The following is a 24,146-nucleotide window of genomic DNA, read 5'->3' as shown; positions in this document are numbered from 1 at the left end:
GTAGTGGGCCGCGCATGAATTTGACACTTGCTGATGTGCGCGACGTGTTGCACCAGAAAACCTATGACCGCGGTCAGGAATACGTGCGTCAGCGCCGCGTCCTTGCGGTGGAGCAGGACGGCGACGTCCTCAACGCCACGGTGCAGGGCAGCGGCAGCAACATCTATCAACAGGAAATCACGCTATCCGTATTTCGCGATACGCCGGATATCGATAGCGTCTGTTCCTGTCCGGTTGGTTCCAATTGCAAGCACGTTGCGGCAGCCTTGATTGAATATCTGCAGCGGTCTTCCTCAGATCAGCTGACGCTCCCTGCCGGCAAGCCGTCGCTACAGCAGCCGCAAGCTCCGCCGGCGACACCGACGACACCGGCGACATCGGCGACACCGGCAAAACCTGTCGCCAAGTCCAACGCTCATGCACCACTTGCGCGTCCGATGGAGGCCTGGCTGGCACGGGTCGAAAGTGAAATCGCCGCAGTCGGAACGGCGCCGGTGCAGCCGTCCGGATTGCGCCAGAAGGTCGCCACGCATCAAGTCGTTTTTGTCTTGACCGCCGCTTATAACGGCAAGAAAGCTGCGCTGCATTTATGCAAGGCGCAGCAACGCCCGAACGGTCAGTTTTCATCGGCGCAGCCAGTGACGGACGTGCCGCGCCTGTTATCCGATCCTGCCGTATTCCTGGGGCCGGAAGACCGTGATCTGATCGGTTTGTTTGTCGCCCAGAATGACGGCAACCATGCGCAACACGCGGCATGCGAGCTGAGCGGCAAGCTCGGTGCGCAATTGCTGCGTTCGTTGTTGCAGCAGCAGCGTTTGTTATGGGCCAATTCCCTGGCTGACCTGGCCAAAGGCACCGCCTATCCGTTGCAACTTGCCGCTACGCGTTGCGCCAGCCTGGCCTGGTATGAAGCCGTGGACGACAGCCGCGACGCCGCACGCGACAAGTGGCAGCTGGGCTGGCAATTTGAAGCGGAAGCAGAATCCGAGCCTGGATCCGGCATCGCGTCAGGGCAATCACGGAAAAACGTCGATTACCTGCTGCCCACCGAGCCGCCCTGGTATATCGATAATCTGTCATGCGGCGAGCTGCAGCTCTCGCATCGCAACGCCAGGATCACCAGCAAGGCGCTCAACGATCTGGTGATACAAGCACCTTTGCTCGATCCGAAAGACCGCCTGGCCGTTGCTCAGCAATTGCTGACGCAAGGCTTGAACGATGTGATTCCATTCCCGCCGCAAGTGCCGCAGACGATTCGCGAGAATATTGCGCCGCAGCCGTTGCTGGTATTGGGTAGTTTGCCTAGCGTCAGCAATCCGCTGATGCAGGATTTTGCAGAGCTGCATTTTCGTTATGACGGTGAAATCGTCTCCACCCGTTTTACACCGACACTCAGCCGTAACACCTCCGCAGGTATCGAACAGATCGTGCGCGACCAGGATGCCGAAGCCGCCTTTGGGCAGGCATTGATGGCGCTTGGCATGCAGCCTCTCGAAGGCACGCAACATCCGCTGGCCATGATGCCAGGCATGTTCATGCAGCCGGACCAGTCGTCCTGGATACGCTTTGCGAAAGAAGGTTTGCCAAGTCTTGCAGCGCAGGGCTGGCTGATCGACAAGCGCGCCGAATACCGTTTGGATGTCGCAGCGGTCGAAGATTGGTATGCCGAGGTTGCCGACGCGGCCGATGCGGCTGGCAACCTGGCCGCCAATACACCGTTTGAGCTAGAACTGGGCATCGTGGTCAATCACCAGCGCGTGCCGCTGTTGCCGTTGCTGGTCAATCTGATTCGTCAGGCGCCGCAGGATTTCGATCCGCGCACGCTGGCCCAGCGCGACGACCAGGATGAATTGCTGGTGCGCTTGCCGGATGGCGTCCATGTAGCAATGCCCTGGGGCCGGATCAAGCCGATCCTGAACACCTTGGGCGAGCTGTATTTCGCGGAAAAGCCGGACGCTCCGATACGCTTATCTGCGCTCGACGCGGCACGCCTGGCTGAACTGGATGCCGGCGCCAAATTACGCTGGGTCGGCGGCGATCGCCTGCGCAGCATGGGCCAGAAGCTCAGTACCTTCGGCGGCATCCAGAAGATTGCCGCGCCACCCGGGCTGCAAGCGACATTGCGCGATTATCAGCTGGAAGGATTGGCGTGGATGCAGTTCCTGCGTGAATACGATCTGGCCGGCATCCTGGCCGATGACATGGGTTTGGGCAAAACCGTGCAGACCCTGGCGCATATCCTGATCGAGAAGCAAAGCGGCCGCCTGACGGCACCGGCCCTGGTGATTGCGCCCACCAGCCTGATGGACAACTGGCAGCAGGAAGCCGCGCGCTTCACGCCAGATTTGCGGGTGCTGGTTTTGCAAGGAAAGCAACGGCTGGAACAATTCGACCAGATCGGTGAGTTCGACCTGGTCTTGACCACTTATGCCTTGCTGCCGCGGGATGAGGAACGCTGGCGCGAACATGCCTTCCATTTGCTGATCCTGGACGAAGCGCACTACATCAAGAATCCGCGCTCCAAAGTGGCGCAAAGCGTGGCGTTGCTGAATACCCGGCATCGCCTGTGTCTTACCGGGACACCGGTAGAAAATCATCTGGGCGAGCTGTGGGCGCAATTTCATTTCCTGCTGCCGGGTTTGCTGGGCGATGAAAAATCTTTCAACCGGGATTTCCGCCAGCCGATCGAGAAGCAGGGCGACGCTGCCCGGCGCGCGTTGCTGGGCCGTCGCATCAAGCCCTTCCTGCTGCGCCGGACGAAGGACAAGGTAGCCAAGGAGCTGCCGCCGAAAACCGAGATGCTGCGCTCTGTGACACTGAGCGGGGCGCAACGCGACCTGTATGAAAACGTGCGTCTGGTGATGGATAAGAAAGTGCGCGAAGAAGTCGCCAAGAAAGGCGTAGCGCGCAGCCATATCGTGATTCTTGAGGCGTTGCTGAAATTACGCCAGGCTTGCTGCGATCCGCGTTTGCTCAAAACCGAATCGCCTGAAGCCGAGGCGGCGCAAGCTGACGTACCGTCAGCCAAGCTGCTTGAACTGATGGAAATGCTGGACGAGCTGCGCCAGGAAGACCGGCGCATCCTGGTGTTTTCGCAATTTACCAGTATGCTGGCGCTGATTGCCGCAGAACTGCAGCAGCGCGATATCGGTTATACCCTGCTGACCGGCGCCACAGTGGATCGGGCAGAAGCGGTGCGCCGCTTTCAAGATGGTGAAGTGCCGGTGTTCCTGATCAGCCTGAAGGCCGGCGGAGTCGGCCTCAACCTGACCGCGGCGGATACCGTGATTCACTACGATCCGTGGTGGAATCCTGCGGCAGAAAGCCAGGCTACCGACCGCGCCTGGCGCATCGGCCAGGACAAGCCGGTATTTGTCTACAAGTTGATTGCCAAGGGTACGGTAGAGGAAAGCATTCAGTTGCTGCAGCAGAAAAAAGCCGATCTGGCACAGGCAATGCTTTCTCCAGAAGGTGAAGCCCAGAATGTCGGATTGACGCAAGACGATCTGCAGGCAATTTTTGCACCCTTGTCCGAGTGATCACTGCATTTCATGCAGGCAATAATTTTATTAAATTAATAATAACCATCGAAACTACCTATGCCTAATTCTCACATTCCTGTCATCACGATCGATGGCCCGACGGCATCCGGTAAAGGCACGGTGGCACAAAAAGTTGCACAGCACCTGGGTTTTCATTACCTCGATTCCGGCGCCTTGTACCGCCTGACCGCCTTGTCCGTGATGCGGCGCGCTACACCGCTGGACGACGAGCATGCCTTGGCCAAGGCTGCCGAGCATCTGCATTGCCATTTCAACGGTGCCCATATTTTCCTGGCGAACGAAGATGTGTCGAATGATATCCGGGCGGAAGCAGTAGGAAATCTTGCCTCGAAAATTGCCGCAATACCAACAGTCAGGCAAGCCTTGTTTGGCCTGCAATTGAGTTTCCGGCAACATCCCGGGCTGGTCGCCGATGGCCGCGACATGGGCACGGTGATTTTCCCGCACGCCGGCTTGAAGGTGTTTTTGACCGCCAGCGTTGAAGCCAGAGCCCAACGGCGCTATAAGCAATTGATTGACAAGGGTTTTTCTGCTAATATGGAAAACCTCTCAATGGATTTGACGGAGCGTGATGCGCGCGATAGCAACCGCAGCTCGGCACCGTTAAAGGCCGCGGAAGGGGCGTATTTGCTGGATACTTCTGCAATGACTGCCGATCAGGCGGTCGAACAGGTGCTCAGTTGGTATGCCGCTGCGAAGGCACTGCATACGCAGTCTGAATGAGTAGTATGAGAGAGTGGTAAATGAGGTGTTTTATCTCAAGCATCAAGAAATACGTTGTTTTTTTGCAGCACCTTGGTGTTCGGCCTGACGCAAAGTCTGGCCGGACGTTGAAAAACCTAACCCAATATTGACCGCATCTTAGTAGTAGATACGTTTTGTGCATAAGTGCATAAGTACATGAATACATTACGTAGATAAGACGGCAATACTGTCAAACTAGTCAAAACTATGTCAATCACCGTTCTGTCCCCTGCATCTGCCGGCGCAAATGAATTCGCCGCGCTGTTTGAAGAATCGCTGTCACGTCAAGACATGCGTTCTGGTGAAGTGATTTCTGCTGAAGTCGTTCGCCTTGACCATAACTTCGTTATCGTCAACGCCGGCCTCAAGTCAGAAGCCTTCATTCCAATTGAAGAATTTAAAAATGACAATGGCGAACTCGAAGTAGCTGTCGGCGATTTCATCTCCGTCGCTATCGAATCGCTGGAAAACGGTTTCGGCGACACAATCCTGTCGCGCGACAAGGCCAAGCGTCTGGCATCGTGGCTCTCGCTGGAAAAAGCGATGGAGTCCGGCGAGATCGTTACCGGTACTGTCAATGGCAAGGTCAAGGGCGGCCTGACCGTTCTGACCAACGGCATCCGTGCCTTCCTGCCGGGTTCGCTGGTCGACACCCGTCCGGTCAAGGACACTACGCCGTTCGAAGGCAAGACCATGGAATTCAAGGTCATCAAGCTCGATCGCAAGCGTAACAACGTTGTGTTGTCGCGTCGTGCGGTTATCGAAGCTTCGATGGGCGAAGAGCGCCAAAAGCTGATGGAAACCCTGAAAGAAGGCACCATCGTTACCGGCGTCGTCAAGAATATCACCGACTATGGCGCATTCGTGGATCTGGGCGGCATCGACGGCCTGTTGCACATTACCGATCTGGCATGGCGTCGTGTGCGTCACCCATCGGAAGTGTTGACAGTCGGTCAAGAGATCACTGCCAAGGTTCTGAAGTACGATCAAGAAAAGAATCGCGTTTCCCTGGGCGTCAAGCAACTGGGCGACGATCCTTGGACCGGTCTGTCACGTCGTTACCCGCAAAGCACCCGCCTGTTCGGTAAAGTCACCAACCTCACCGACTACGGCGCATTCGTTGAAGTCGAACAAGGTATCGAAGGTTTGGTCCACGTTTCCGAAATGGATTGGACCAACAAGAACGTGGCGCCAAACAAAGTCGTTCAATTGGGCGACGAAGTTGAAGTCATGGTTCTGGAAATCGACGAAGACCGTCGCCGTATCAGCCTGGGCATGAAGCAATGCAAGGCTAATCCATGGGACGATTTCGCTGTTACCCACAAAAAGGGCGACAAAGTCAAAGGCGCGATCAAATCGATCACCGACTTCGGCGTGTTCATCGGCCTGGCCGGTAACATCGACGGTCTGGTGCATCTGTCGGATCTGTCCTGGACTGAAACCGGCGAAGAAGCCGTTCGTCGCTTCAAGAAGGGTGACGAGCTGGAAGCCATCGTTCTGGCAATCGACGTTGAGCGTGAGCGCGTTTCCCTGGGCGTCAAGCAACTGGAAGGCGATCCATTCAACAACTTCGCTGCAATGAACGACAAGGGCGCACTGGTTTCCGGTACGGTCAAGTCGGTTGAGCCTAAGGGCGCAGTGATCCAGTTGTCGGAAGAAGTCGAAGGCTACCTGCGTGCATCCGAAATCTCCCGCGACCGCGTGGAAGATGCCGGTACCCACCTGAAGGTTGGCGACACTGTTGAAACCATGGTCATCAACATCGATCGCAAGGCTCGCAGCATCCAGCTGTCGATCAGGGCGAAAGACAATGTTGAAACCCAGGAAGCAATGCAAAAGCTGTCTTCGGACTCCAATGCTGCTTCCGGCACAACCAGCCTGGGTGCACTGTTGAAGGCAAAGCTCGATAACAGCAAGAACTAAGTAATATTAACTGAGCGAGTCAAGCTAATGACAAAGTCGGAGCTGATTGCCCGCTTGGCCGAGCGTTATCCGCAACTGGTAGCTAAGGATGCGGATTACGCCGTGAAAACGATACTCGATGCAATGACGGACGCCTTGGCGACCGGCCAGCGTATCGAGATTCGCGGGTTCGGCAGTTTTGCGCTGAATCGGCGGCCACCGCGGATCGGGCGTAATCCCAAGTCCGGCGACAAAGTGATGGTGCCCGAAAAACGGGTGCCGCATTTCAAGCCGGGCAAGGAATTACGCGAACGGGTCGACGCGATGGTCGGACAACCGATTCAAGAGGACTGAGTTGTAGTTGCTGAGTTAGTGCTTAGCTAGTGCTTAGCTAGTGTTAAGGCGCGAGCAAATCGAAACGGCATCTTCGGATGCCGTTTTTTTTCACGTACAATTTCGCATCATTTAAAGTTATATTGTTTGTGTATTAGTCGTTGGTTTGCAATATGGCAAGATTCAAGCCGGCCAATTGCACATTCGAGTAGCGCGCTTGCTACCCGCCACTACCTGCTATTACCCAATCAAACGGAAAGGCATCATGAAAATCATTTCCCGAATTCTTTCGATCTTGCTCTTCGTTGTATTTTTTGGATTCGCCCTGCAGAACAAAGGCAACGTCGATCTTCAGTTCTTCCCTGGCACGACGATGCAAGGACCGCTGGTACTGTTCCTGCTGGGCTTCTTTGTCTTTGGCGCCATCCTCGGCGTCCTGGCGATGGCGCCATCTGTATTCCGTCACCGCCGCAATGCCTCAAAGACAAAAAAAGCGCTGACTTCCCTGCAAAAAGAACAAGAAGCGCAACGGCTGGCAGAGTCGCAAGCACCGCAACCGGACAGCATCAAGAATATATAATGCCGCTAAGTATTTAATTTGCTGCGTCGCTGCAAAGTTGTACTCTGCAGCAGCAGCTTGCCGGCAAATCACACCTGAAACTCATCTGAAACTCATCTGAGGCTCATCTGAAACTCACCTGAGACTCACCTGAGATTCAGGTCACGCATAAAGCACAGCCCGTATGGAATTTGAAATTTGGTGGTTACTCGGTATCCCGGTCTTTTTTGGATTAGGCTGGATCGCCGCACGGGTCGATATCAATCAACTGATATCCGAATCGCGTAGTTTGCCCCGCGGGTATTTCAAGGGTTTGAATTTTCTGCTTAACGAACAGCCTGACAAGGCCATCGATGCATTCATCGAAATCGTCAAGCTCGATCCGGAAACCGCGGAGCTGCATTTCGCGCTGGGTAATCTGTTCCGCCGCCGCGGTGAAACCGAACGCGCGATCAGGGTGCACCAAAACCTGCTGGCGCGCCCCGATCTGGCGCAAGAGCATCGCCTGCACGCGCAATATGAGCTGGGGCAGGATTACCTGAAAGCCGGTTTGCTGGATCGCGCCGAAGAGAGCTTCAATTTGCTCGCCGGCAGTCAATACGGGGCGCAAGCAGGGCGCGCGCTGCTCGAAATCTATCAGCGCGAAAAAGAATGGCTGCGCGCGATTGAAGCGGCACAAACATTGCAGCAATCCGGCGCCGGCGGACGGCAAAAGGAAATCGCGCAGTTTTATTGCGAACTGGCGCAGGATGAACTGGTGGATGGTCACCCCGAAGCCGCCATGTCTCTGCTGGAAAAAGCGCTGAAAAACGATCGCAACAGCGTACGCGCCACCATGCTGCTGGGCGACGTACATCTGGCCCAGGGCGACGTCGAAGCGGCATTGCATGCCTGGCGCCGGGTCGAGCAGCAAAGCGTGCCGCATGTCGCGCTGGTGGCCCAGCGTTTGATGGATGGCTATCGTGCCGTCGGGCGGCCGCATGAGGGCGTCAGCTTGCTGCGCTCCTATCTGGCCGAGGCGTCTTCCATCGACCTGCTGGAAGTGGTGTTCAAGGCGGTGCTGGAGCTGGATGGCGTGGAAGCCACCAATCAGCTGGTGAGCGATGAACTGCGGCGCACGCCAACCTTGCTCGGCCTGGATAAACTGCTGGAAGCACGCTTGATGAAAATCACGCCGGAAATGCATACCGAGCTGTCGGTAGTCAAGAATCTGGTGCATGGCTATACGCAGAAGCTGGCGCGTTACCAATGCAGTCACTGCGGCTTCAAGGCACGTCAGTTCTACTGGCAATGCCCGGGGTGCAGCCGATGGGAAACCTATCCGCCGCGTCGTACTGAAGAATTGAACGTAATGAATTAAATGAACCGGTAGGGTGGGCAGGATTTTCTGCCCGCGCGGTATTGGCATAACGATGTACGTTGAGTGAATTCACGCGTGGGCAAAAAAACTTGCCCACCCTACGAACGACGGTTAAGTGTAAAAAATAGCATAGCGCATTCACGGAATAACATGAAAATTACTATTATCGGTACCGGTTATGTCGGTTTGGTCACAGGTGCTTGCCTGGCCGAATTGGGCAACGATGTATTTTGCCTGGATCTGGATCAACGCAAGATCGACTTGCTCAATAGCGGCGGCATTCCGATCCATGAACCTGGCCTGGCTGAAATCGTCGGCCGTAATCGCACTGCCGGACGCCTGCATTTCTCCACCGATATTGCCGCCAGCGTGGCGCATGGCCAGGTGCAGTTTATTGCGGTGGGCACGCCGCCCGATGAAGACGGTTCCGCCGACTTGCAATACGTGGTGGCCGCGGCCCGCAACATCGGCAAATACATGACCGGCTTCAAGGTCATTGTCGACAAGTCGACGGTGCCGGTCGGTACCGCAGACAAGGTGAGCGCAGCGATCCAGGCAGAATTGGACGCACGTAAGTTGAGCGGCGAAGCGCCGCAATTCTCCGTCGTCTCCAATCCGGAATTCCTGAAAGAGGGCGCTGCCGTCGAAGATTTCATGCGGCCTGACCGGATCGTCATCGGCTGCGACGAAAGCGCTTCCGGTCAGCAGGCGCAAGCGTTGATGAAGCAACTGTACTTGCCGTTCAATCGTAACCACGAGCGCACATTCTGGATGGATGTACGCTCCGCCGAATTCACCAAATACGCAGCGAATGCGATGCTGGCGACCCGCATCTCATTCATGAATGAATTAGCCAACCTGGCCGACAAGGTAGGCGCTGACATCGAGGCCGTGCGGCATGGTATCGGCTCCGATCCGCGCATCGGCTACAGCTTCCTGTACGCCGGTTGCGGCTATGGCGGTTCTTGTTTCCCCAAGGATGTGCAGGCGCTGGAACGTACTGCACGCGCGTATGGCCAGGAATTGCATATCCTGCGCGCGGTTGAACAAGTCAATAACAACCAGAAATACGTGCTGGGACAAAAGATCAGCGAGCGTTTCGGCGCGGACCTGAGCGGCAAGCACTTTGCATTGTGGGGCTTGGCATTCAAGCCGAATACCGATGACATGCGCGAAGCGTCATCACGCGTGCTGCTGGGTGAACTGATTGCGCGCGGCGCTACCGTGGCGGTGCATGATCCGGTAGCGATGACCGAGGCCAAACGGGTATTGGCGCTGGATCTTGCCGCTACGCCTGGCGCCTTTGAGCGCATCCGCTTTTGCGACAATCAGACCGATGCATTGCAAAATGCCGACGCCCTGGTCATCGTGACCGAGTGGAAGACCTTTCGCAGCCCCGACTTTGAACAGGTAAAAACGCTGCTCAAGGCGCCGGTCGTGTTCGACGGCCGTAACTTGTACGAACCCGAAGTAATGGGTGAACTGGGCTTCGAATATTACGGCATCGGCCGTTCGGTATTAGCGCGCGGATAAGGCCATGACTAAGCAAAGCTATAGCTATAATTTGCCGGCTTCTTTTTCACATGTGCAGATTCTGGTGGTCGGCGATGTCATGCTGGACCGTTACTGGTTTGGCGAGGTGAGCCGTATTTCGCCAGAGGCGCCGGTGCCGATCGTACGGGTCGAAAAGCGTGAAGAACGCCTCGGTGGCGCCGCCAACGTCGCGCGCAATATCGCCACTCTGGGTGGCAGCTCCGGCTTGTTGGGCGTGGTAGGCCAGGACGAAGCTGGCGATACCGTCGATAGCATGCTGGAGGAAATGGGCGTCAACAGTTTCCTGACCCGCGATCCGACCATCTCGACCATCATCAAATTGCGCGTGATAGGCCGCCAGCAGCAACTGCTGCGCATCGATTTCGAGGAAGCGCCGACCGATGCCGTATTGCGCGACAAGCTGACCCGTTTCAATACTTTGCTGCCGCAATACCCGGTAGTGGTGCTGTCCGATTATGCCAAAGGCAGTCTGGTCAACGTCGCCGAAATGATCGCAGCCGCCAGGCAAGCCGGCAAGTGCATTCTGGTCGATCCCAAGGGTGACGATTTCTCGCGCTATATGGGAGCGACCGTCCTGACGCCGAATAAATCGGAGATGAAGCACATTGTCGGCAACTGGAAGAATGAAGAAGAGTTGACGCTCAAAGCGCAAAACTTGCGTGAGTCGCTGCAATTAAAAGCGTTGCTGTTGACGCGCTCGGAAGAAGGAATGAGCTTATATACCGAGAAGGAAATCCGCCATTTCCCCGCCATGGCGCGTGAGGTATACGACGTTTCCGGCGCCGGCGATACCGTGATAGCCACGTTGGCAGTGATGCTGGGGGCCGGATTGCCGATTGCCGATGCTGTCGCGCTGGCGAACCGTGCCGGCGGCATCGTGGTAGGCAAGCTCGGTACGGCAACCGTCAGCCGCGAAGAATTGCTAGGGTAGCGTTGCATTGTTTGCGAAGCGCCGCTCCCGGCTAAGTCAAATCTTGTTTGTGGTCTAAAAGTCAATTTTCCGTGTGTCGGTGATTATAATTAATTGGACGTTTTCGCGTCTGATTGATCATTTGGTTCACCAACACACTCACGGGAGAAAGACGAAATGCTGAAAAAATTATTGCTGATAGCCGGCATGTTGATGGCCACCGCCAGTTTCGCTCAGGTCGATGTCAACAAGGGCGATCTGTCTGCCCTGGATGGCGTCAAGGGCATCGGTTCCGCTACCGCTAAACGTATTGTCGACGAGCGCGGCAAAGGTGGTAACTTCAAAGACTGGGCCGATTTTGAAAGCCGCGTGCCAGGCATTGGCGACAAAAAATCGGTCAAGCTGTCACAGGCCGGCTTGCTGGTGAACGGTAAGCCGAAGGCAGGCGGAGAGGCCGCAACGGCGTCTACCACGGCGCCTGCCAAGGCTGCGGTCACAGCGGCGGCCGCCAAAAGCAAGTAGGGTGTTCGAGCAGGCACAAAACTCCGTCATCCCCGCGAACGCGGACGCCAAGGCGGTGAATCCATTTTACTGATTTAAAATAGATTCCCGCGTTCGCGGGAAGGTCGGGGACGCCTAGTCGGGGGCGCCGAGCTGGGGACGCCTAGTCGGGGGCGCCGAGACGGGGGTGCCGAACTGGGGGCACCGAGCTGGGGTCGCCAATGACATGACAGGGGTTATTCGAGCTTTCCTTAAGCTGCCTGTGCGCTTGCCAGCTACTATTTTGTCCAGTTTGTCAGGCTTTCATACGCGTAACAAAGTCTCATATTAAAATGGACTCTTTTGCATAAGACGCCTGCACACACTATGCCTTATCTGACTATCGAAGACACAATCGGCAATACGCCTCTGGTACAACTCAAGCGTATCCCCGGCAGCGAAGCCGCGCAACGGAATAACGTTATCCTGGGCAAGATGGAAGGCAACAATCCGGCCGGCTCGGTGAAAGACCGGCCGGCGTTGTCGATGATCAAGCACGCCGAAGCGCGCGGCCAGATCAAACCGGGGGACACCCTGATTGAGGCAACCAGCGGCAACACCGGTATTGCCCTGGCGATGGTGGCTGCAATGCGCGGCTACAAGATGGTGTTGTTGATGCCGGAAAACCTGAGCGAGGAACGGCGTCAAAGCATGGCTGCGTACGGCGCCAAGATTATCCTTACCCCTAAGACCGGCGGCATGGAATATGCGCGCGACCTGGCCGAAAAAATGCAGAAAGACGGCGAAGGACTGATCCTCGACCAGTTTGCCAATCCGGACAATCCGCTGGCGCATTATGAAACCACCGGTCCCGAGCTCTGGCGCGATACCGAAGGACGCATCACGCATTTTGTGAGCGCGATGGGGACCACCGGCACCATCATGGGAGTTTCCACCTATCTGAAGGAACAGAATCAGGCGATCCGCATCATCGGTGCGCAGCCGGAAGAAGGTTCGCAGATCCCTGGCATCAGAAAATGGCCGGAAGCCTATATGCCAAAGATATACGAGCGTTCCAGAGTAGACCAGATTGAGTCGGTCAGTCAGGCCGCGTCCGAACATATGGCGCGCAGGCTGGCAAGTGAAGAAGGTATTTTCTGCGGGATATCGACAGGCGGCGCCTGCGAAGTAGCAGTCAGGATTTCACAGCAAGTAGAAAACGCGACGATTGTGTTCGTCGTGTGCGATCGCGGCGACCGTTATTTATCTACAGGCGTTTTCCCTGCCTGAAGCAAACTGCTTCAGGCAGGAATTTCGGACGATGCCGACATGCTGATTACTTCAGCTTTTCGGCTTCGATCTTGCTCTTTGGCTTGAATTGCTTGTCGCTGATACGGAATTTTTCGCGACGATCGCCCATCAAGGCGCGCAACTCGCGAATCGTCAGATCGCTAACTTCGTGCATACGGATCAGCAGCGATGCGCCAACCGGCAAGCGGCGATGGCGGATTTTACTGATAACCGGTGGCGCTACTTCTAGCGAGCGCGAAAGTGCCGCATCATTTTTCAAATGCAACTTGTCGATCAGTGAATCCAGCAGATGATTCGGGTCATAGGTCACCTGCTCATCGAGCTTGTTGCTAGTTGGTGCGTCTGGGGTAGTATTCATAGTCATAATCAATTGATTCCGTTATCCTAGTTGATATATGGAAAGTGTTTGTGCAATATGTACCAAACTATTACCAAGTGCACCTCCCAGTTTTATTGGCAGCCTTATAAGATTGCCGTATTTTATACTGATTTTGAGCACATTATTGTCATAAAGAAACTCCCTATCTTTTTCTTCATGGTACAGCTGATACCGCCAAGTACATTGCACAGCATGTTGTATATTATTTTGGTAACAAACAACCTACCTTTGTTTAGTGACCAAATATACAAATAAGTTGCACAAGCTCAATTTAAAATTTTCTTATTACGATGTCTATTACTATTTAGTAACTTTCCGTAAAAATTGCAAGGAACACCATTTTTACAACAAACTGTCGTTATTAAAATACCAATAAATTCTGTTTTTGTCTATCCCTCCTTCAATACTTTCTGCCAACCATCTAAACCCAATTGATGCAAGGTTTGCATATTCTTGTTGAATATCTCGGATGCATCCGGGAACGCATCGACTGCGCGCTCGACGCTAACTTCGCGTAACAGATGCAAAGTCGGGTAGGGTGCACGATTGGTATAGTTGCTGATATCGTCTGCCTCGGTGCCGGCGAATTGATAGTCGGGATGAAAGCTGGCAATCTGGATTTCTCCATCCAGCTCAAGTTCATCGACGGCTGCATCGGCGGCATCAAGAAAATCGTTGTAGTCCAAAAAATCGCGTAATGCATCGGGGTGTATCAGCAAAGTGGTATCGACCGCCTCCGGATCCGCCTGATGCAAAAATTGCAACTCCTTCACCAGGTCCGCCAACAGCTCTTCCGGCGTCTGCGCGGTGCTGACGACGTAGCGAATCTGATCCTTTATAAATACCGCCTTGGCGAAAGGACAAAGATTGAGTCCGATCACGGCGCGCTCCAGCCACAATTTTGTGTGAGCGATTACTTCGCTGGAGAGTGGCGATATTGTTGCTGATGCAGAAGTTGTCATGAAATAAGTATCAATATTTACAAGGTGTTAAGACAAATACAAAGGTGAACCTGACGGCATCAAGCCTTGCCGGCGTGCATATATCTACCCGATTTGTACTCGATTCGTACTCGATTCGTACGCCATTCGCACTCCATCCGGCAGAAATCGGGTTATTCTTCCGATCCCGTGATTGCGACACGCCGGGTTCGATTCAACTTATATATAACAATAGGCGTTATGGCCCTTAAAGCAACTATTTTCAAAGCCGATCTGCAAATTGCCGATATGGATCGACATTATTATCAGGAACACGCGCTGACATTGGCGCGTCATCCGTCGGAAACCGACGAGCGCATGATGGTGCGCCTGCTGGCTTTCGCCCGTCACGCATCGGCCGCTTTGGTATTCGGCAAAGGCCTGTCGGATGCCGATGAACCCGATTTGTGGGCCAAGGATTTGACCGGTGCGATTGATCTCTGGATTGAAGTCGGCCAACCCGATGAAAAGCGCATTCTCAAGGCTTGCGGACGGGCGGCACAGGTGGTGGTGTACAGCTACAGCAGCACCAGCCACATCTGGTGGAATCAGATCAGCAGCAAGGTGGCGCGCGCCCGTAACCTGACCGTCATCAATATTGCCGCGGCCAGCAGCGAGGCCTTGACCCGTTTCGCCCAGCGCAACATGCAGCTGCAATGCACGATCCAGGATGCGCAGATCTGGCTGACCGCCGGCGACCAGACTGTGGAAGTCGAACTTAGCATCAGCAATCCCTGAATTTAATTCTGATCGCGCGCCACGCGCACCGCACGCCCCAGATCCACCACCGACATCGCATAAAAGAAACTGCGGTTGTATTGCGTGATGGCGTAGAAATTATCGGTGCCTAGCCAGTACTCGGTCGGTCCCTGGCCGTTTTGCAGGTCGACCAGGCCGAATTGCATGTCGTTTGGCAGTACCACGCTGGGCACCACGCCAGCCGCGGTCAAGTCATCCAGCGAATATTTGGCTTCCAGGCCCTGGCCGATAAATGCCTGCCAGCGGTTTTCGGAAGTGGTGTCGGTCGAGAGCGTTGCCGGGAACACGATGGGCATGCCGGTTTTCCAGCCGTGCTCCGCCAGGTAGTGGGCGACGCTGCCGATCGCATCGATTGGCGAATTACGCAAATCGATTTTTCCCTTGCCGTCAAAATCCACGCCGTACTGGCGTATGCTGCTCGGCATGAACTGTGGCCAGCCGATGGCGCCGGCGTACGAGCCTAACAAGGTAAATGGATCGATGCCCGTTTCCCTGGCGTACAGCAGGGTATTTTCCAGCTCGCCGCGGAAAAACCGCATCCGTGCCTCGCGCGTAGACGTATTCGGATAGTCGAATGCCAGAGTGGTGATGGCATCCATTACCCTGAAACTCCCGACATTGCGGCCGTATACGGTTTCGACGCCGATGATACCGACGATGATTTCCGCCGGCACGCCATATTGCGCTTCTGCGCGGCTCAAGGCATCGGCATAGGTATTCCAGAAATCGACGCCGGCCTGGATCCGCACCGGTTCGACAAAACGGGCGCGATAGGCTGCCCAGTTCTTTGGCTTGCTCGCCGGCGCCGGTTTCATCAACTGGATGGCGCTGTCGATATAGCGTACCTTGTTAAACATGATGACCAGCTCAGCCCGGTCGAAGCCATTTTTTTCCACCATCTGATCGATGAAAGCCGAGACCTCTTTCCAGTCGGCGAAATTGGCGAATTCGCCATCGTCGGCATTGCTGCTGGCCTTACGTACCTGTACCTGTATCTGTGCCTGTGCCTTTGTTGCCCTTGTTTTACCTGAATTGTTTTGCTGCGCCAGCAGATTGGGACTTGCCGAGATCGCCAGTGCGATAGCGCAAAGCTGGACGACAGTATGGAGACCGGGAGTTGATTTCATCGACATTGGGAGAGCAGTAATTTTAGTTGTGCCATTAAAGGCGCAGGCGGTTTATTGTCCGGCCCGTAGTCGGCGCCGTATTGCAGGGCCTCGTACAATGCCATGAAGCGCTTGACCGCTATTTTGACAGATGGCGTTAGCGGCGAGTTACTTGCACACAGCCGGCGACCGTAAGTACCCGGTCCCTCATGCTTGTTGCGCGCCATGCCACGCCGCGCCATCTGCGCGCACAGCGAAGAGTATACAGTATCGAGCGGGTTGCTCTTGTTTCGCGCCAACAGCAAAGGCAAGGTGACGCTGCCGGCCACAACCGTGCCGACGGCCAGCATCAGGATGATCAGGGTGCGCCAGTCGAATCCATCAAATCCAAGCCAATGCATCAGGCCCATTTGCCGCGCAGGCGTGTAATTCAACACCCACTGGTTCCAGCCGTTGCCTAGCGCTTCCCAATTGGCGCGGAGCAGCGCGGCCGTGTCGTTCAAGTCGGACCACCAGTTGGCTTGGCCGGCAGCGCCACCAAGCAGATTGCCGAAGAAAGAGCGTGGCAGCACATTGCTGAGCTGGGTTTCAATCCGGCTCGGCGCCACTGCCGCGGTCGGGTCGACTCTTACCCAGCCGCGTGGCGGTAACCAGACCTCAGCCCAGGCGTGGGCGTCGGACTGACGCACCGTCATCATGCCATCGACCGTATTGATTTCGCCGCCCTGGTAACCAGTCACCACGCGCGCGGGAATTCCTGCAGCACGCATCAGCACCACAAAGGAGCTGGCATAGTGTTCGCAAAAGCCGGCGCGGCTGGAAAACAGAAAATCGTCGACGCTATCTCTGCCCAGCCGCGGCGGTTCCAGCGTGTAGCTGAATTTTTCATGTCGAAAGAAACTCAGTACTGCGTTCACAAGCGCAGCGTCGTCGGGCCATTTTTTACGCAGGCCGGCCGCAAATTCTTGCGTGCGCGGATTGAAATTGCCCGGCAATGCCAGCGCCTGTTGCATGCCGCTGGTTGATATAGAGTCTGACGGCGCGGGTTTTAGATTAGAGGTAACATCGTAGCGTACGCGCTCATTGATCGCGCGCGCTGCCCGAATCTGATGGTCGGCCGTCAGCCGCACCGGGATTCCCTCCAGTGTCGGCGCCAGTTCCGGCGTTTCCAGCGCAAACAGCCAGCGCTGGCCGTTCGCTTCCATCGTGACTTGCTGGCGTACTGTAGTTGCCGGGTCGGGATTGAGGTTGGAGGGAAGCTCAAGGTTAAGATTAGATACGGCCTGAATATGCGGCGCAGCATCGACTGCAGCACGACTTGCCTGTTCCTGCGTCCAGGTACGGCCATCGAAATCATTCAGCACCGCGCCACGCCAATACAGCTTGGCAGGGGCGGGCGGCGCATCGATGAATTTGACGCGGAATGCGATGTCATCGGATAAAGCCAGTTGCGTGATATTCCCGGGCGCCATGCTATCCGACAAACCTGTACGGCCGCCGTGGGCATCGCCAGGCAAGCCCCACAACGGCCCCTGGATTCGCGGAAACAGCAAAAACAGAATCAGCATCAGCGGCAACGCCATGGCCAGTACCAAGGCGCCCAGGCGCAGCCGCTGCTTGAGTGGCGGCACCAGGCCGGTATATTGGAAGGAAAGCTGTACTGTCAATATCAGCACCAGGGTCGCCATCATCCACAGCAAGGACAGTATGGATTGCGAATAGAAAAAACCGGTAAGCAGCAAAAAGAAACTCAACAGCAGCACCACGAACAAATCCCGCCGGGCACGCATTTCCAGTAATTTAAACGTTAGCAATAACGCCAGCATCGCCACGCCGGCATCGCGTCCGAGCAAAGTGTGGAAGTCGATATAGACCCGGGCCATGGTGACTACCGCCAATGGCAGCAACAACCATAGCGGCGGCAAGCGCTGGCCGCGCAAGGTGATCCAGGCGCGCCACAGCAGCAACCCGCCGCAGATCAGCGAGGTCCACCAGGATAGATGAAAAAAATGCGGCAGCAACACCATGGCGCAGGCGCCGAGCAGCAGCAAGGTATCGCTCTTGTCGCGCGGCAGTGTATGCATGTACGTGCTTGAGATGCGGAACAAGGGTTTGCTCTCAAGCTCGGCTCGGAGCTGTTCTTTAAGCACTTGCATGGGCCGGTTGCTCATGGCGCACCTTGGTACAGCGCCAGCGCGCGCAGGCAGGCGCGCTGATGGGCCGGTCCCAGCGCTGCTGCATGGATGGTGTCGCCCAGGCGGAACGCATACGGCAGCTGGCGCGCTTCCGCTTCGAGTATCCAGCGCGTCATGCGCGAGAGTTTGTCTTCCAGCGCCATGTCGTAAGGCAGCGACTCAAAATCAATCGACAAATCGCTGACCGCGCCGCCTTCGAACTGCTTGGTGATCAGCTTGGGGTCGAGATCGGTATCCAGCCTGGCGATTTGGCGCCAGGCCAGGTGTTTCAGCGAGTCGCCGCTTTGATAGGTCCGGATCCCGGCAAAATCCTGATGCCCGGCGACGCCGTTGCCATCGCTTCTTTCGATCGGCGCCAGCGGCAACGGCGGGGTCGATGCCGAGGCTTCCGGCTGCGGGTAGACCAGGGCTTTGCAATCCGGTTGCCAGTAACTCCAGGCGCGCAGCAAGCCCAGCGGAAAGCGGGTTTGCAGACGTATCCTGGGTGCCGGCTGCCAGCCGCGACGGGTGGTAGTGATCGCCAGTGTCAGATGGCTGGTGCTATGGGCTGAAACATCGGTCGCCCGTTCCATGGCAGGCAAGCCACGTCCAATGAAGCCAAGCCAGATGGCATAACGGGTATGCTTGCGCCGGTTCGCCAGATGCAGCTCGAACAGCGCATCTTCGCCGGCAAATACCGCAGCTACCTTGCCGGCGGTCAGATGTAAATAAGCCAGGTTACGGAAAGTCAGGTGCATGTCGATGACAGCGCAGGCAGCCAGCAGGAAGGTCAAGCCAAAGCCAAGGCTCAGGTTGTAATTGATGGAACATAAGAACAGCAATACCAGCATGACGGCAAAAGCCAGTCCGGGCCGGCTCGGCACGATGAAGACGCGCCGCTGAGTGAGAAAAACCTCTCCCGGTTCGGCATCGCGCAGCTGGAACAAGGAGCGATCCAGCCAATCCCGGAATCGTTTGCGCAGAGATGTCAGCATGGTGGCCGTCGCAGACTGATTGAAAAAAAGAGCGATTAGCAGTTCAGACCGCGACCGACTTCATCAACTGCAAGACCAGATCACGGGCGCCAAGAGTGCTGCCTGCGTGCGCTTTCAGCGGGCGCAGGCGATGCGCTGTCACAGGCACCAATACCGCCTGGACATCTTCGGGAATGACATGGTTGCGGCCCTCCATGGCAGCCCAGGCCCTGGCCGCCTGCAGCAATGCGATTGCGGCGCGCGGACTCATGCCTTCTGCAAACAAGCCATTTTGGCGCGAAGCATGCGCCAGCGCCTGTATGTAATCGATCAATGAGGCTGAAGTATGGATCTGCTTCAATGCCAGCCTGGCTTCGATTAATTCAGTGGCTTGCATCATCGGGGCGATGGATTTCAACAAGATGCGGCGATCTTCCCCCATCAGCAACGCGCGTTCTGCGGTGGCGTCCGGATACCCCAGCGACAAGCACATCAGGAAGCGGTCCAGTTGCGACTCGGGCAGGGCAAAGGTACCAACCTGATGGGCCGGATTTTGGGTGGCGATGACGAAGAACGGTTCCGGCAGGTCGCGCGTGACACCTTCGGCGGTGACCTGGCGTTCCTCCATCGCTTCCAGCAGCGCCGACTGCGTCTTGGGCGTGGCCCGATTGATTTCGTCGGCCAGCAGCACCTGAGTGAACACCGGCCCCGGGTGAAACACAAAACTGCTTTTTTCGCGGTCGAAAACCGAAATTCCCACCACGTCCGCCGGCAGCAGATCGCTGGTAAATTGCAGTCGATTGAAGCGCAGCCCTAAGGAAATGGCAAGCGCATGCGCCAAGGTGGTCTTGCCGACACCGGGCACATCCTCAATCAGGAGATGGCCGCCCGCCAGCAAGCACACCAATGCCTGGCGGATCTGGTGATCCTTGCCGACGACGATCTGACCGACTTGCTGTGCAACTGCGTGGATTTTTGCGAACATGGGTTTGTCTGGTGAGGGCAGCATAATGGAGAGAGTCGGGAGAGAATCATACAAACTTCCCTGAAATTAACCTAGTTCCTTTAAGGAATTGTGAGGTTTTTCTTACAGCCACCCCGATTTCCAGACGTTGATCCGGGCGCAGTATCTGCATCTGCTCATTTTTTCCCCGTTTCTTGGGTACACTAGTCATAGTGCAGCACCATTTCAGCAAGATTTTTGGCGAGATCAATTGACTACTGCTTTCTATACCCACTCTGATTGCAAGCTGCACGATATGGGCCCGGGGCATCCGGAATCGCCAGCGCGGCTACAGGCGATCGAAGACCAGCTGATTGCCAGCCGCATCGGCCAGTTGCTGGATCACCGCAGCGCGCCATTGGCGCTCGAGGGTGACCTGGCGCGGGTACACAGCGCCGCGATGATCGCCCGGGTGAGGGAGCATAGCCTGGCTTTGGCCGGCACAGCCGGCATCTATCCGCTGGATCCCGACACTTCAGTCAATGCGCATAGCTGGCAAGCCGCATTGCGTGCTGCAGGCGCTGCATTGGCCGCGACTGACGCGGTGATTGCTGGTGGCATCGACAACGCGTTTTGTGCGGTGCGTCCGCCCGGGCATCACGCTACCTCGAGCACCGCCATGGGATTTTGCCTGTTCAACAACATTGCACTTGCGGCCCGCCACGCGCTTGAGGTGCACGGGTTGGAGCGGGTAGCGATTGTCGATTTCGATGTCCATCACGGCAACGGCACCGAACAGATTTTTGCGCACGATCCGCGCGTGCTGATGGTGAGTTTTTTCCAGCACCCGTTTTATCCGTACAGCGGTACCGAGCCGGAGGGGAGCAATGCGCTCAATATTCCCGTGCCAGCGTATAGCGATGGCAGCGTAGTGCGGAAATTGGTGACAGAACAATGGCTGCCGGCGCTGGAAGCGCACCGCCCGCAGATGATTTTTGTTTCTGCCGGCTTTGACGCGCACAGAGAAGACGATATGGCGCAGATGGGCCTGGTCGAGGCCGACTATACCTGGCTCACCCGGCAAATCATGCAAGTCGCTGCGCAGCATGCCGAGGGCCGTATCGTCAGTTGCCTGGAGGGCGGCTACAACCTGTCGGCGTTAGGGCGCAGCGTGGTTGCTCATATGAAAGTATTGGCCGAACTCGAATAATTGTGTCGCCGCAGGACCACGGGCGAGAGGCGAAAATGCTCGGAAAATTGTCGGAAAATTGTCAGGGCAGCCGCTGTTTGCCACCCTCCGACATATGGCGAACGCCGTCAAGGATAAGGTAGAACCCAAGGTAGAACCGAAATAAGTCCGTACAATAGCGGTTTATTTTAGCCAGACAAGACAACGCATGTCCATACAATGGTTCCCAGGTCACATGAACGCCGCCCGCAAGAAGGCGGCGGAAGCTATGGAGAAGGTCGATCTTGTGATCGAAGTGCTCGACGGCCGTTTGCCGCAAGCCAGTTGCAATCCGATGATCGAACAGCTGCGCGTGTTTCGCCAGCGCCCCTGCCTGAAAATCCTCAACAAGAGCGATCTGGCCGATCCCGCCGTCACGCAGGCCTGGCTTGCCTATTACAACAGCCAGAAAAACGTCCATGCAGTGGCGCTGAGCTGCAAGAAGCCTTCGGATGTCGCCAAGATACCAGGCTTGTGCCTGACGCTGGCGCCGCACCGCGGTACGCCCTTGAAGCCGTTGCGCATGATGATCATGGGGATCCCCAACGTCGGCAAATCGACGCTGATGAACGCCTTGCTGAAGCGCCGCGTGGCGGCCGTAGGCGACGAGCCGGCCGTGACCAAGGTTCAGCAACGCCTGTACCTGGGTAACAACATGGTGTTGATCGACACTCCTGGCATGTTATGGCCCAAGATCGCCCACCCGAGCGACGGTCTGATGCTGGCTGCCAGTCACGCCATCGGCACCAACGCACTGATCGAGGAAGAAGTCGCGACGTTTCTGGCCGACGAGCTGCTGATTCGCTACGCGCCCTTGCTGGCGGCGCGTTATGGGATCAAGACGGAGGGTATCGATGGCGTTAGCGTGATTGAAGGCGTAGCGCTACGTCGTGGCTTTCGCCTCAAGGGCGGCGATCTGGATCTGGAGAAGGCTGCGCACACCTTGTTGCAAGATTATCGTACCGGCGCGCTTGGCCGGATTAGCCTGGAAACACCGCAAACCCGGGCCGCCTTGCTGGCACGCCACCAAGAGGAGATAGCGCAGCGTCTGGCTGACGCCGCAGCAGAGGCGGAAAGCGACAACCAAGACAATCAGGACAACTCCAGATAGTCCGCCTCAGCTTCGCCATAAACCCGCAATGACCATGTCGCTGCGGGTTTTTTATTGCCTGGAGTTGATCTGCGTGCATCCATCAGAGCCGCAACTGGATGGCTTAATTGGCAATTAATTTTACATTTCTATCTACATTACTGCATCTGGTAATGAAGTAACCAGAACCGCTTCTCAAGCTGCCCCACATACCCTGTATTGCTGCGCATTTTTACTATTCGCGGGCCCTAAAGGGCTGCCGCGCGCCATTCAATTTATTGTAATTATAGCTATATTAAATGTCATTTATACATTGAATCAGCTGCTCGCCATCGTGATTGTCAATTTTTTTGCTGGAAATTTCGTTGGTAGTCATGTCAATAATTTCCAAATGGCATATTTATCATTTCCATGCAGAAACATGCCGACAGGCTTGCTTTGCTTTAGAGGGTTTTCACTATAGGTATGTGAACAATTGTGACTTGTTTACCTTGTAGTTTGAGATTCTTTTTTCTTGTGATATATAAATTTCATATAACTACGTTTTCCCAATGCTTATAAGGCTTTTCAGGGGGTTTTTTTAGAAAGAAAAGTAAAAAATAAGAGTTTTTTAAAAAAAATAAGCCGTCATATATGAATTTTTTCGTTGTTTATTAGCGACTTTGGGGAACTTATTTTAGTGACATAAATGATAATTGAAATTAACATTTGCCTCATTTCGTAAAATATGGATTTAGACATTTATTGACGTTCAAATTGTTGCAATGGGCAATCAGTTAAGCGCTCAAATGAAAATCCATGCTGTGCACATTGAAATGTCGTCATTTTTCGCCAAACACTTGGCCGGCTTGACGAGACATCTGTGTGGATTTGGTGATATTTATGTAAGTAAATGGTCAGCAAGAAGGACTCAAGACATCTTATAATGTTATTTAAAGTAAAACATTGTTAACTTTGTAGGGTGGTAAAAGCGGCACAAAATTCCGCGAGCTTCACAAATTAGCTTATTAAAAAATAGTGTCAAACAAAGAGGGGAGTTTTTATGTTTAACGTAAAGAACTGGTATGCGTGGTCTGCAGTGATGCTGTCGTTACTTCTGTCAGCATTTGTTACACCAGCAATGGCAGTCAATGCCACCGCAGCGACATCGTCGGCTGCTTCTCAATCTCAAATCGAGTCTCAATTAAGTGCCAATCGCGTTGAAGCCGGCGCTAACGGTGAGCAACTGAAATCGGCTGACAAAGCCGGTCCTGGTGACGTGGTCGAATATCGCACCCGTTACGTCAATAAAGGCAATAGCGGGGTCAATAGTCTCGTCGCCGTGTTGCCTATTCCCGCCGGTGCTGCCTATCTGGATGGCACTGCAAAGTCGACCAATTCCGGTACCCCGCAAGCATCTTTGGATGGCGTCAGTTTTGCTGCCATGCCGTTAAAGCGTGTGGTGAAATCTGCCGACGGTAAGGAAAAGCAAGAACTGGTGCCTACCGCAGAATATCGTGCTCTGCGTTGGAATCTGGGACAACTGGCAGCTGGTAAAGAGATGCTGGTGAGTTTGCGGGTACGCATCAATCCTGTGCCGTCGCAGGTGCAGGCGCAAAAGTAAGCCCGAAGCGTCGCTGGCGGCTAAATAAAGGATAAGTTTCTCTCTCCCGCAAGCGAGGAAGAGGAGCAAAACGTGGCATATCCGTTATCTAGTCTTGCACCTTTACCGCAAATCGTTCTCGCAATATTCAAACTGCCTCTATCACGAACCATTCGTGGCTTCGTGTCGTGTGCTGTTGCGGGTATCTGCCGGGG

General features: G+C 55.3%; 20 protein-coding genes. 14 read left to right on the top strand and 6 right to left on the bottom strand.

What is annotated here, in order from left to right; all coding sequences use genetic code 11:
- The first annotated feature begins 14 nt into the window (after positions 1–14).
- From KHU29_RS18025 to cysM, 10 genes are all read left to right on the top strand, one after another.
- Positions 15–3,539, top strand: a complete 3,525-nt coding sequence (locus KHU29_RS18025; RefSeq protein ID WP_211454397.1) for a DEAD/DEAH box helicase — start codon at positions 15–17, stop codon at positions 3,537–3,539.
- Between the two features lie 60 nt (positions 3,540–3,599).
- Entirely contained in the window at positions 3,600–4,286 is a 687-nt protein-coding gene (cmk, locus tag KHU29_RS18020) for a (d)CMP kinase (protein ID WP_211454395.1), read from the top strand.
- A gap of 228 nt (positions 4,287–4,514) precedes the next feature.
- Positions 4,515–6,230 (top strand): 30S ribosomal protein S1, encoded by a 1,716-nt coding sequence (rpsA, locus tag KHU29_RS18015; protein WP_211454393.1) that lies wholly within the window; start codon positions 4,515–4,517, stop codon positions 6,228–6,230.
- Between the two features lie 27 nt (positions 6,231–6,257).
- Positions 6,258–6,563 carry an integration host factor subunit beta gene (locus KHU29_RS18010; protein WP_092359917.1) on the top strand — a complete coding sequence of 102 codons (306 nt, stop codon included), beginning with the start codon at positions 6,258–6,260 and terminating at the stop codon, positions 6,561–6,563.
- Between the two features lie 244 nt (positions 6,564–6,807).
- Positions 6,808–7,122 carry a LapA family protein gene (locus KHU29_RS18005; protein WP_092359916.1) on the top strand — a complete coding sequence of 105 codons (315 nt, stop codon included), beginning with the start codon at positions 6,808–6,810 and terminating at the stop codon, positions 7,120–7,122.
- Between the two features lie 163 nt (positions 7,123–7,285).
- The gene (lapB, locus tag KHU29_RS18000) at positions 7,286–8,461 is read left to right on the top strand and encodes a lipopolysaccharide assembly protein LapB (RefSeq protein WP_211454391.1); all 1,176 of its coding nucleotides are present in this window, start codon (positions 7,286–7,288) and stop codon (positions 8,459–8,461) included.
- 150 nt (positions 8,462–8,611) lie between these two features.
- Positions 8,612–9,994, top strand: a complete 1,383-nt coding sequence (locus tag KHU29_RS17995) for a UDP-glucose dehydrogenase family protein (protein ID WP_211454389.1) — start codon at positions 8,612–8,614, stop codon at positions 9,992–9,994.
- Between the two features lie 4 nt (positions 9,995–9,998).
- Positions 9,999–10,946 carry a D-glycero-beta-D-manno-heptose-7-phosphate kinase gene (gene rfaE1 / locus KHU29_RS17990; RefSeq protein WP_211454387.1) on the top strand — a complete coding sequence of 316 codons (948 nt, stop codon included), beginning with the start codon at positions 9,999–10,001 and terminating at the stop codon, positions 10,944–10,946.
- Positions 10,947–11,102: 156 nt separating this feature from the next.
- On the top strand, positions 11,103–11,447 hold the full coding sequence (locus tag KHU29_RS17985) for a ComEA family DNA-binding protein (RefSeq protein WP_211454385.1): 345 nt from the start codon (positions 11,103–11,105) through the stop codon (positions 11,445–11,447).
- Between the two features lie 345 nt (positions 11,448–11,792).
- A complete protein-coding gene (gene cysM, locus KHU29_RS17980) occupies positions 11,793–12,695 on the top strand; it encodes a cysteine synthase CysM (RefSeq protein WP_211454383.1) in 903 nt (300 codons plus the stop codon).
- A gap of 46 nt (positions 12,696–12,741) precedes the next feature.
- Here cysM and KHU29_RS17975 read toward each other — a convergent pair whose 3' ends face one another.
- Together KHU29_RS17975 and KHU29_RS17970 are read right to left on the bottom strand one after the other, a co-directional pair.
- Positions 12,742–13,074 (bottom strand): hypothetical protein, encoded by a 333-nt coding sequence (locus KHU29_RS17975; RefSeq protein ID WP_092359910.1) that lies wholly within the window; start codon positions 13,072–13,074, stop codon positions 12,742–12,744.
- Positions 13,075–13,484: 410 nt separating this feature from the next.
- Complete coding sequence (locus KHU29_RS17970; protein WP_211454381.1) at positions 13,485–14,057, bottom strand: DUF1415 domain-containing protein; 573 nt, start codon at positions 14,055–14,057, stop codon at positions 13,485–13,487.
- Positions 14,058–14,276: 219 nt separating this feature from the next.
- Between KHU29_RS17970 and KHU29_RS17965 the strand changes: the two genes are divergently transcribed.
- Positions 14,277–14,813, top strand: a complete 537-nt coding sequence (locus KHU29_RS17965; RefSeq protein WP_211454380.1) for a YaeQ family protein — start codon at positions 14,277–14,279, stop codon at positions 14,811–14,813.
- A 2-nt stretch (positions 14,814–14,815) separates the two neighbouring features.
- Here KHU29_RS17965 and mltB read toward each other — a convergent pair whose 3' ends face one another.
- The 4 genes from mltB to KHU29_RS17945 form a co-directional block, all read right to left on the bottom strand.
- Complete coding sequence (gene mltB, locus KHU29_RS17960) at positions 14,816–15,967, bottom strand: lytic murein transglycosylase B (protein WP_211454378.1); 1,152 nt, start codon at positions 15,965–15,967, stop codon at positions 14,816–14,818.
- Positions 15,958–18,024: a transglutaminase TgpA family protein gene (locus tag KHU29_RS17955; RefSeq protein WP_246542221.1), complete on the bottom strand. Its 2,067-nt coding sequence runs from the start codon at positions 18,022–18,024 to the stop codon at positions 15,958–15,960. Before KHU29_RS17955 ends, mltB begins: the two co-directional genes overlap by 10 nt.
- 83 nt (positions 18,025–18,107) lie before the next feature.
- Positions 18,108–19,109 carry a DUF58 domain-containing protein gene (locus KHU29_RS17950; protein ID WP_211454374.1) on the bottom strand — a complete coding sequence of 334 codons (1,002 nt, stop codon included), beginning with the start codon at positions 19,107–19,109 and terminating at the stop codon, positions 18,108–18,110.
- A 43-nt stretch (positions 19,110–19,152) separates the two neighbouring features.
- A complete protein-coding gene (locus KHU29_RS17945) occupies positions 19,153–20,073 on the bottom strand; it encodes an AAA family ATPase (RefSeq protein WP_211454373.1) in 921 nt (306 codons plus the stop codon).
- Between the two features lie 229 nt (positions 20,074–20,302).
- Here KHU29_RS17945 and KHU29_RS17940 point away from each other — a divergent pair, with 229 nt between their 5' ends.
- The 3 genes from KHU29_RS17940 to KHU29_RS17930 all read left to right on the top strand — a co-directional run bounded on the left by KHU29_RS17940 (position 20,303) and on the right by KHU29_RS17930 (position 23,952).
- Positions 20,303–21,241 (top strand): histone deacetylase family protein, encoded by a 939-nt coding sequence (locus KHU29_RS17940; protein ID WP_211454371.1) that lies wholly within the window; start codon positions 20,303–20,305, stop codon positions 21,239–21,241.
- A 187-nt stretch (positions 21,242–21,428) separates the two neighbouring features.
- The gene (ylqF, locus tag KHU29_RS17935) at positions 21,429–22,370 is read left to right on the top strand and encodes a ribosome biogenesis GTPase YlqF (protein WP_211454370.1); all 942 of its coding nucleotides are present in this window, start codon (positions 21,429–21,431) and stop codon (positions 22,368–22,370) included.
- A 1,021-nt stretch (positions 22,371–23,391) separates the two neighbouring features.
- Entirely contained in the window at positions 23,392–23,952 is a 561-nt protein-coding gene (locus KHU29_RS17930; protein ID WP_211454368.1) for a hypothetical protein, read from the top strand.
- Positions 23,953–24,146 lie beyond the last annotated feature (194 nt).

It is taken from the genome of Collimonas antrihumi (genome assembly GCF_018304965.1).
In the GTDB taxonomy this organism is placed as follows: domain Bacteria; phylum Pseudomonadota; class Gammaproteobacteria; order Burkholderiales; family Burkholderiaceae_D; genus Collimonas; species Collimonas antrihumi.
The sequence above is the reverse complement of the archived record's forward strand: the minus strand, read 5'-3'. Positions and strand labels throughout refer to the sequence as shown.

Excerpts from the sequence above, each read along its gene's own strand:
- KHU29_RS18025 (WP_211454397.1), top strand. The coding sequence starts at position 15 with ATGAATTTGACACTTGCTGATGTGCGCGACGTGTTGCACCAGAAAACC.
- cmk (WP_211454395.1), top strand. The coding sequence starts at position 3,600 with ATGCCTAATTCTCACATTCCTGTCATCACGATCGATGGCCCGACGGCA.
- rpsA (WP_211454393.1), top strand. The coding sequence starts at position 4,515 with ATGTCAATCACCGTTCTGTCCCCTGCATCTGCCGGCGCAAATGAATTC.
- KHU29_RS18010 (WP_092359917.1), top strand. The coding sequence starts at position 6,258 with ATGACAAAGTCGGAGCTGATTGCCCGCTTGGCCGAGCGTTATCCGCAA.
- KHU29_RS18005 (WP_092359916.1), top strand. The coding sequence starts at position 6,808 with ATGAAAATCATTTCCCGAATTCTTTCGATCTTGCTCTTCGTTGTATTT.
- lapB (WP_211454391.1), top strand. The coding sequence starts at position 7,286 with ATGGAATTTGAAATTTGGTGGTTACTCGGTATCCCGGTCTTTTTTGGA.
- KHU29_RS17995 (WP_211454389.1), top strand. The coding sequence starts at position 8,612 with ATGAAAATTACTATTATCGGTACCGGTTATGTCGGTTTGGTCACAGGT.
- rfaE1 (WP_211454387.1), top strand. The coding sequence starts at position 9,999 with ATGACTAAGCAAAGCTATAGCTATAATTTGCCGGCTTCTTTTTCACAT.
- KHU29_RS17985 (WP_211454385.1), top strand. The coding sequence starts at position 11,103 with ATGCTGAAAAAATTATTGCTGATAGCCGGCATGTTGATGGCCACCGCC.
- cysM (WP_211454383.1), top strand. The coding sequence starts at position 11,793 with ATGCCTTATCTGACTATCGAAGACACAATCGGCAATACGCCTCTGGTA.
- KHU29_RS17975 (WP_092359910.1), bottom strand. The coding sequence starts at position 13,074 with ATGAATACTACCCCAGACGCACCAACTAGCAACAAGCTCGATGAGCAG.
- KHU29_RS17970 (WP_211454381.1), bottom strand. The coding sequence starts at position 14,057 with ATGACAACTTCTGCATCAGCAACAATATCGCCACTCTCCAGCGAAGTA.
- KHU29_RS17965 (WP_211454380.1), top strand. The coding sequence starts at position 14,277 with ATGGCCCTTAAAGCAACTATTTTCAAAGCCGATCTGCAAATTGCCGAT.
- mltB (WP_211454378.1), bottom strand. The coding sequence starts at position 15,967 with ATGTCGATGAAATCAACTCCCGGTCTCCATACTGTCGTCCAGCTTTGC.
- KHU29_RS17955 (WP_246542221.1), bottom strand. The coding sequence starts at position 18,024 with ATGCATACACTGCCGCGCGACAAGAGCGATACCTTGCTGCTGCTCGGC.
- KHU29_RS17950 (WP_211454374.1), bottom strand. The coding sequence starts at position 19,109 with ATGCTGACATCTCTGCGCAAACGATTCCGGGATTGGCTGGATCGCTCC.
- KHU29_RS17945 (WP_211454373.1), bottom strand. The coding sequence starts at position 20,073 with ATGTTCGCAAAAATCCACGCAGTTGCACAGCAAGTCGGTCAGATCGTC.
- ylqF (WP_211454370.1), top strand. The coding sequence starts at position 21,429 with ATGTCCATACAATGGTTCCCAGGTCACATGAACGCCGCCCGCAAGAAG.
- KHU29_RS17930 (WP_211454368.1), top strand. The coding sequence starts at position 23,392 with ATGTTTAACGTAAAGAACTGGTATGCGTGGTCTGCAGTGATGCTGTCG.